The sequence below is a fragment of the Streptomyces thioluteus genome (assembly GCF_039535865.1).
Window position 1 is genome coordinate 20456 of sequence record NZ_BAAAXZ010000080.1, and the last position, 8481, is coordinate 28936.

Here is an 8481-nt window from a genome sequence, read left to right on the forward strand (position 1 = left end):
TAAGTCCCGCGCTTCGCCATGCCGTAGCCGGTGGTCCGGCCGATACTGAGCGCGCGATTGGCTACGGCGAGCGGGACGGCGGCCGGGAGTCCCATGAGCTCATCGTGCGCCATCCCCTGCACCTCTACGGCCATGCCATCTCTACTGAGTCCGCGGGGAGTTGGCGACGTTCCGGAGGGACACCGCGGCGACAGGTGGGACCGGCTCTACCGCTGGTCCCGCTGGTTCGGCCCGCTCCGTGCGGTCGTGGCGACCGTACGGGATTTGCTGTAACCCGAGCCGGCAGCGCAAGAGCCCCGGCCTGACGGCCGGGGCCCGCACGCGGTGCTGGTAGGGCCTCGTCCCCGGCAGCTTGGCCGGCGACAGGGAGCGGGGCCGCTCTCGCACGTCCGCGCTCTGAAGTTTGACCATGCGGAATGCGGTCAAGGAGCTGCTCCCGTCTAAGCAGTGCGTCCCCGCGATGTCGAAGGGGACGATGTCGGGGCGCGGCCGCTGTTCGGTCTCGTCCGAGGGCTCGCTGAACCGGCTCGGCCGAATCGATCTTTTCACCCGATTCGGGTGAAGCCCCTTCACCCCGGTCGATGGTTCCCTTCTCCAGGGCCGGAACCGCCGGTAACCGATCCGGATCACGCCTGAAGGGGCTCACTTCGCATGACCGCCGTGTGCGCGTTGTTTCCCGGGCAGGGGAGCCAGAGCGTGGGCATGGGGCGCAACCTGTGCGCGTCGTTCCCCGAGGCCGCCGCCGTGTTCGACGAGGCGGGCGATGTCCTGGGGCTGGACGTACGGGAGTTGTGCTGGCGTTCCTCCCGGGCGGTCCTGGCCGAGACGGAGAACGCCCAGCCGGCGCTGCTGACCTGCGCCGTCGCGGCGTGGCGGGTGCTCGCCGGCGGCGGGGTGACCGCCGCCGCGGCGGCCGGGCACAGTGTCGGGGCGCTCGGCGCGCTGGTCGTCGCGGGATGCCTGGACTTCGGCGACGCGGTCGCGCTGTCCCGGCTGCGCGGCGAGCTGATGGCCGCGGCGCCCGGTGACGGTGCCATGTGCGCGGTGCTCCTCTCCCCCGCGATGCCGCGCGAGCGCGTGGCGGACATCGCGGAGGACTGCGGGGTGGACCTGGCCGCGGACAACAGCGCGCGGCAGGTGGTCTACTCCGGCGAGCGGAAGCGGATGCGCCGCTTCTCCTCGGAGGTCGGCGCCCGCGCGAAGGCGCTGGACGTCTCGCACGCGTTCCACAGCCGGATGATGAAGCCGGTCGAGAAGGACTGGCGTGCGGCGGTGGAACGCGTCGGCATCCGGCCGCCACGTGTTCCGGTGGGGCTCATCGGCCGGGGCGTGTTCGGCACGGACCCGGCGGCGATCCGGGCGGATCTCGTCGCCTCCCTGTGCGCTCCCGTGCGGTGGCGCCAGGTCATGGCCGCCGCCGGGACCCATCCGCGCGTGGCCCTGGGGCCGGCCCGCTCGCTGACCGGCATGGAGCGCCGCGGGGCCGCATCCATGCGCCTGGCCGACACCTCCGCCGCGGTCCGAGCCGTTCTCGCCGCGCTGCAGCCCTCCATCAACGAAGCTGATAGGCAAGGAAGTCGGTCATGAGCTCCTTCGGGTGTTTCCCTGATCCGGCGGTGGCCCTGGTCACCGGTTCGTCCAGAGGGATAGGCCGGGCCTGCGCCCTGGCCCTGGCCGAGGCCGGATGCCACGTCGTCGTCCACTATGTGACGCAGCGTCAGGCGGCCGAGGACACCGCCGAGGAGGTCCGTTCGCTGGGCCGCAGGGCCCTGGTGGTGCGGGCCGATGTGGGCGTCGAGAACGAGGTCCGCGCCATGTTCCGCGAGATCCGCAAGGAGTTCGGCCGTCTCGACACGGCCGTGGTCAACAGCGGCATCGTCGCGGACGGCCTGCTCGCCGCGATGAGCCTGGACAAGTGGCAGCGCGTCCTGAACACCAACCTCACCGGCGCGTTCCTCACCTGCCGCGAGACGGTCAAGCTCATGTACCGCACGGGCGGTTCGCTCGTGCTGATCGGCTCGACGAGCGGCCTCTCCGGGACGCCCGGCCAGGCCAACTACAGCGCCAGCAAGGGCGGTCTGCACGCCTTCGCGGCGAGCCTGGCCCGCGAGGTCGCCGACCGCGGGATCCGGGTCAACGCCGTCGCCCCCGGGTTCACCCGAGACCGACATGCTGCGGTCCGCCGCACCGGTGGTCCGCGAGAAGTACCTCGGGCTCATCCCCGCCGGCCGGCCCGGCACCCCGGCCGAAGTGGCCGCCGCCGTGCGCTTCCTCGCCTCCCCGTCCGCCGGATACATCACCGGGCAGGTCGTGGTGGCCGACGGCGGACTCACCGCCTGACCACCCCGAACCTCTCTTCCCTTTCACGAAAGGCGTCCATGTCCATGACCCACGACGAGCTGCGGAAGCACGCCGAGGAGCGCACCGCACTCAACCAGCAGCTCAAGAGCCTTCTCGTCGACAACCTCGAACTCGCCACCCCCGCCTCGGAGATCGGCGACGACCAGCCGCTGTTCGGCCGCGGCCTGGAGCTCGACTCCCTCGACACCCTGGAGATCGTGGTGATGGTCGAGGAGAACTTCGGCGTCTCCATCAGCGACGACGACTCCGGCGTCTTCGGGTCGGTGAACAAGCTCGCCGACTTCATCGTCGAGCAGGCCGGGGGGATCCCCGCCGTGGAGAACGCCTGATGCCCGACCTGTTGTCCTTCGACGCGGACCGGATCCGCGCGATGCTGCCCCACCGGTGGCCGATGCTGCTGCTGGACCGCGCCTTCGACGTCGACCCCGGGCGCAGCGGCTCGGGCATCAAGAACGTCACCGTCTCCGAGCCGTTTCTTCGCCGGGCACTTCCCCGCGCAGTCCGTCATGCCCGGCGTCCTGCTGATCGAGTCGATGGCCCAGCTCGTGGCCGTGATCTACGGCGCCCGGCACCCCCAGGACGGATCCTCCGACGCGGCGGACCGCGTCGGATACCTGGGAGCCATCCGGCAGATGAAGTTCTCCCGGCTCGTCGTCCCCGGCGACCAGCTCCTGCTGCACGCCCGGCTCGGCGCGTCGATCGGCGCGCTGACGGAGGTCTCCGTCCGGGCGAGCGTCGGCTCCGAGGTCGTGGCGCGGGGCTCCCTCGTCGTCAGCGAGCGCCCGGGAGCGGATGCGGCGTGAGCGAAGTCCGTGCGTTTCGCCGCGGCGACGCGGAGCAGGTCGCCGACCTCTTCCACCGGCAGCAGACCGGTCCGCACACGGCACGCGAGCACCCCATGGACGCGGCGGGGCTCCTCGCCGTCCTCGACGAGCGCGGCGTGCGCCGGATGCAGGTCGCCGAGTCCGGCGGGAGCGTCATCGGCACGCTGGGGTTCTTCCGCACCTCCGGGCAGCGGGTGGCCGCGCCGGACGAGGCGTTCGCCGGCATGTTCGTCATCGACGCGCGGCACCGCGGCGGCCTGATGGCGGGCCGCCTCTTCGCCGAATCGATTCTCCCGCTCCTGGACGACGGGGTGGACGTGCTGCGCACCGAGGTCCGGCCCACCAACCGGCGGGCCGCTCCCCTCTACGCCCGCGTGGGCTTCGTCGCCCTGGACGGTCCGGCCGCCGACGAGGACGGCTACACGGAACTGGTCAGCTTCCTCCCGCGCGTCCTGCGCGGGCTCCGTGAGCGCTACCCCGACCTTGACTGGAACTCCCTCGCCGTGGGCGCGAGTTGGCGCAGCCTGATCAACCGGTCGGACCCGGACGCCACGCGCGTGGAGACCGCCGACGGCCGTCCCACCGTCCGCTACCGCTTCGCGGTCGGCGACGCCTCGGTGTCGGCGGCGGTCGACGGTCCGACGGGCACGCTCACCGAGCTCGACGTCACCGTCGCCGGCGCCACCACCCGCCACCGGGACGTCCCGCCCGCTGCGGAGCCCCCGGCCGCGGTGCACCGCCGCGCCGACGGCCCGTGGTCCCTCGCCCTCGACGGCGGTACGGGCCTGGTGACCGTGCACCACGACGCCCATCCCGGGGCGCTGCTGCTCGACCCGTGGCCCGTGCTGGGCCCGCCCTTCCTGACCGGCTGGCGCCGTCAGGCCCGGCGGCGCTGACCGTCCGGGAGACCGACGGCGGCTGGCACGTCACCGAGGGCGACAGCCGGGCGAGCCTGCACCGGGAGACGGTGCTCCGCGACGGCGTGCTGCACCAGCGCGTGTGGTGGCAGGGCCCGAACCCGCCCGTGGACTCGCTGCTGGCCGTGCCCTGGCACCAGTTGCGCCGGGCCCGGCTGGTCACCGGCGACGGCGTCCTCCCGTCCGTCCGCGGGCTCTGCCCCGAGGACCTCACCGACTACGAGGCGCTGTCCGTCGACCGCCCCCACCCGCTGTGGGGCGGACGGGCGGCCCCGCGGCATGGCGTGGTGGGACCCGGCCGGCGGACTGGCGCTGCGGCCCGAGTGGGACGCCGACGTGGAGGCGCGCTTCGGCGGCAACGCCCTGCCCGCCCTGCTCCAACGCCTGGGGCGGCGAACGGAGTTCGGCTACCGCGTGCGGCTGTCCGAGGAACAGGACCCGGCACGGCTGGTGCCCGGAGCGGCCCCCGCCACACTTCCGGGCCTCCGCCCCTGCACTACCGCCCCCGCCCCGGCACCGACGCGAAGGACGGGCCACGTCGCCTTCGGGCAGCGGACGGTGGCCCGCCGCACCGTCGCCACGGCCGCGACGCCCGACGGCGAGCTGCTGCTGAGCGCGCCGGACGGAGGACTCGTGCTGTGGCGCGACGCCGGCGAGCGGGTGCTGTCGAGCCCCTTCCCGCGCCGTCGCCCCCTGGGGTCCCTCACCGACTGGCGTGCGGGCCTGTGGGTGGACCGGCAGGGCCCCCGGGAGGACCCGGAGACCGGCCTGGGCTGGGGCGAGAGCACGCCCCTGACATGGGAGCCGGCCGACGACGGCTTTCGGGCTCACCGCCGGGGATCTCAACTGGTCCATGTCCCCTTCTCCGAGGGATGTTGGAAGCTCCGCCTCAGCGGCGCACCGGCCCCGGCGAAGGGCGAGACCGTCGCCCACCTGACCCCCGCCGCGCCCGCCGCGCCCCGGCTGCTGCTGGCCGACGCCGACGGCGCCGTCTGGCACACCACCCCACCGCCCGCCGGCCGCCTGTGGACCTCGGCCCTCGCCGTGGAACTGCCCGGCGGCCGCTGGCTGGCCTGCCGGCCCGCCGGCGGCACGCACCAGGAGGCACTGTGCCGGGTCCTGGACGACGGCGTACTGGTCAGCCTCGTCAACCGGCACCGGACGGACCGCGGGCTGAACGCGGAGTGGACGCTGGCGGTGGCGGCCCACGAACACGAGGCGGCGGCCGCGATCACCCACCGGGCCGCACGAGAGGAGACCGGCGCATGCGCATCATGATCGTCTGTCCGGGCCGGTTCAGCCTGGGCGAACTGCACAACGCCATGCTCCTGGCCGGTCAGCTCCGGCGGGCGGGCATGTCCCCGCTGCTGGTGGTGCCGCCGCAGAACGCGGCGTACGCCCGCGCCGCCGGCGTCCCCGTACGCGAGTTCGCGCCCCGCCTCAGCCGCCAGGACGCGCAACTCGCCGCCACCGCCGAGGAGTTCGACCCGGACGGCGTCGTCCTCGCCGACCACCACCTGCTCACCCTCGAACCGGCCCCCATCACCCTGGACGGCCTGCGGGCCCTGGCCGGCCGCTCGCCGCCGTCGACTCCCTCGCCCTGGGCTCCGGCGCCCCCCGGAATGACCATGGAGATCGCCCGGCTGCCCGGGGCCGAGGCCGTACGCCGCTGGTACGCGCCGCGCATCGACCTCCCGCCACTGCCCGACGACGTGACCCCACTGCGCCCGGTGCCGGTCGCCCCGCCGAGCAAGGCCGACGGCGCGTTCCGGCTCTACGACGCCCCGCCCGTGGTGGACCCCGACCGCGCCGCGACCGTACGCGCCGCGCACGGGGTCGGCACGGACGAGTTGCTCGTGGTGTTCCCCAAGTCCGCCTGGGCGTCCACGGCGTTCGACTACATCGCCAAGGCGACCGGCTCGCGCCACGACCACCGCGGCCTGTTCCGGGTGTGGCTGGCCCGGATCCTGCGGCGGCTGGGCCGCCCGGTGACCGTCGTCGGGGTCGGCCGCGGCCCGGTGACCGACGGCCCTGCCGACGACGCCGTCCGCTTCGTGAACAGCGCACCGCTGCCCCTGGCGGACTTCACCGAACTGCTGGGCGCCGCCGACCTGTTCCTCACCGACAACATCACCTCCTGCGCGATGGCCCGCGCGACGCTGCTGGGCACCCCGGCGGTCGCCCTGCTGCACGAGGGCGGACCGGTCCCGCCGCAGGAGCCCGCCGACCAGGCCGCCCTCGACGCCTTCGAGGAGCACCTGCCCGGGGTGCTCTTCCCGTACGCGGTGTTTCCCGTACGGCTGGCGGACGGAGCTGACGCCGCTGCTCACCGGCAACCCGTTCCTCGACGCGGTGGCCCGCGCCCCCGTCTACCACGCGGCCGCCGCGGCGGAGCACATCGGCGAGGTCCTGGCCGGCGCGGCGCGGGGCCGCGTCCCCGGCCGTGACGAGCTGCTCGCGTCCATGACCCACCTCCCCGACGGCCCGCAGGCCGTCGCCACCTGGCTGCACACCCACCGCTGACGCCCCCGCAGCCACCGAACCCCCCGGCACAAGGAGCCACCCCATGACCACCGTTGACACCGACTACCGCATGCTGCGCACGACCGTGGGGGTCTACGAGCGCACCGACGCCCTCCTCGAACTCACCGGTCTCGAAAGGGCCGAGCTGCTCGCCCGCGTCCTGGCCCGCGACACCCAGTACGTCGAGCCGCTGACCGTCTCCGACAGCCTCGTCCTCACCGAGGAGGGTCTGCCGCAGGACATCGTCGGCCACCTCGAACTCGACGAGTCCACCTGGCTGCTGGCCGGCGACCCCCGCCTCGCCGACGTGCTGCGCGCGGAGGCGGTGGCCGCCGGCATCGCCGACGTCACCGTCACCGACCGCACCGGCGCGTACGAGGCGGTGGCCTTCGAGGGCCCGCTGGCCTGGCGGATCGCGGCGCGGCTGACCGACTTCGAGGTCTCCAGCCTCGTCCTGGGCGGGGTGTGCGAGGTTCAGGCGCCCACCGGCTCCGCCCCGGCGCTGCTCGCCCGCACGGGCACGACGGGCGAGTACGGGTACGTCCTGCTCGCCCCGGCGGGCCTCGGCATCCGCGCGTGGGCGGAGGAGGCCGCGGCGGAGCTGGACGGCGGGCCGGTCGGGGCCGCCGCCCTGGAGCGGGCCCGGCTGGAGGTCCGGCACCCGTGGGTGTCGGCGTGCGATGCGGGGCTGTCGGCGCGCGAGGCGGGGGTGCAGTGGCTGATGACCGCGGGCCGCGAGGAGCCGTTCCGCGGCGGCGAGGCGCTCGCGGCGCTGCCCGCGCCGCGCCGGGGGACGGTCCTGCTCGCGTCGGACGGACCGCTCGCCGAGGGGGCGAACGTCTTCGCGGGCGGTGAGAAGGTCGGCACCGTGCTGTTCACGACGGCCGCGCCGCAGGGCGAACAGCAGCTGTCCATGGGCCTGTTGGACCAGCCGTTCGCGGTGCCCGGCCTGGAGCTCACCGCGGGCTCCGGCGACGCCGTGCGGACGGTGTCGTCACCGGCCGTCGTGCCGGTGTCCTGGTCCCGCCGCATCGGGGAGTGACCGTGCGCGCCATCATCACCGGGGTCGGCATGGTCTCGGCCCTCGGGTCCGGCGTCGAGGAGTCCTGGGACAACCTCGTCGCCGGGCGCGGCGGCATCGTCAGGGCCGACCGGATCGATCTCACCGGCCTGTCCACCGAGTTCGCCGGGCAGGCCCCCGACCTGCCCGCGCCCGACGGGCGGGAACGTCCCGACCGGGCCGTCGAACTCGCCCTCGCCGCCGCCGGGGAGGCCGCCCGCCGCGGCCGCCTCGCCGGGGCCGGGTACCGGCCCGGGCGGCTGGGCCTGGTGGTGAGCACCTCGCTGGGCGGCACCCGCACCGGCGAGACGTTCCACCGCGCCTGGCTCGCCGACGGGCTGGCCGCCGCCGACCCGGAACCGCTGTCCGCCTACACCCTGCACGCGTGCGCCGACGCGGTCGCCGCGGCCCACGGCCTGCACGGCCCGCGGTCGGTGGTCTCCAACGCCTGCGCGGCGGGCGGCGTCGCCATCGGCTACGCCCTGGAGCTGCTGTGGGGCGGCGACGCGGACGCGGTGCTGTGCGGCGGCGTGGACCCGCTCAGCCTGGTGTCCTTCAACGGCTTCAACTGCCTCGGCGCGCTGGACGAGCACCCCTGCGCCCCCTACACCCGCTCGCAGGGCCTCACCCTCGGCGAGGGCTCGGGCTTCCTGCTGCTGGAGCGCGAGGACCGGGCCCGCGAGCGCGGCGCCGAACTCGTCGCCGCGGCCCTCGGGTACGGCCTGACGGCCGACGCGTACCACCCGACCGCGCCCGACCCCGGCGGGGCCGGCGCGGTCCGGGCCATGGCCGTGGC

Annotated in this window: 7 protein-coding genes and 2 pseudogenes; all 9 read left to right on the forward strand. The window is 74.8% G+C overall.

Annotated features, from left to right (window positions below; translation table 11 throughout):
* Positions 1-651: 651 nt before the first annotated feature.
* Positions 652-1587 (forward strand): ACP S-malonyltransferase, encoded by a 936-nt coding sequence (locus ABD794_RS10490; protein ID WP_344962577.1) that lies wholly within the window; start codon positions 652-654, stop codon positions 1585-1587.
* Positions 1584-2690, forward strand: a complete 1107-nt coding sequence (locus tag ABD794_RS18850) for an SDR family NAD(P)-dependent oxidoreductase (RefSeq protein WP_425585990.1) — start codon at positions 1584-1586, stop codon at positions 2688-2690. The genes ABD794_RS10490 and ABD794_RS18850 overlap by 4 nt, the downstream gene beginning before the upstream one ends.
* A gap of 177 nt (positions 2691-2867) precedes the next feature.
* Positions 2868-3164, forward strand: a complete 297-nt coding sequence (locus tag ABD794_RS10510) for a hotdog family protein (RefSeq protein ID WP_344962579.1) — start codon at positions 2868-2870, stop codon at positions 3162-3164.
* The gene (locus ABD794_RS10515) at positions 3161-4081 is read left to right on the forward strand and encodes a GNAT family N-acetyltransferase (RefSeq protein ID WP_344962581.1); all 921 of its coding nucleotides are present in this window, start codon (positions 3161-3163) and stop codon (positions 4079-4081) included. The genes ABD794_RS10510 and ABD794_RS10515 overlap by 4 nt, the downstream gene beginning before the upstream one ends.
* A gap of 300 nt (positions 4082-4381) precedes the next feature.
* On the forward strand, positions 4382-5380 hold the full coding sequence (locus ABD794_RS10520) for a hypothetical protein (RefSeq protein ID WP_344962583.1): 999 nt from the start codon (positions 4382-4384) through the stop codon (positions 5378-5380).
* 44 nt (positions 5381-5424) lie between these two features.
* Positions 5425-6339, forward strand: a pseudogene (locus ABD794_RS10525) (DUF6365 family protein); the annotation flags it as partial.
* 73 nt (positions 6340-6412) lie between these two features.
* Positions 6413-6625: pseudogene (locus ABD794_RS18855) on the forward strand (hypothetical protein); the annotation flags it as partial.
* Between the two features lie 43 nt (positions 6626-6668).
* Entirely contained in the window at positions 6669-7667 is a 999-nt protein-coding gene (locus ABD794_RS10530; protein WP_344962585.1) for an aminomethyl transferase family protein, read from the forward strand.
* A gap of 2 nt (positions 7668-7669) precedes the next feature.
* The coding region (locus ABD794_RS10535) for a beta-ketoacyl synthase N-terminal-like domain-containing protein (RefSeq protein WP_344962586.1) at positions 7670-8481 on the forward strand (812 nt) is incomplete at its 3' end.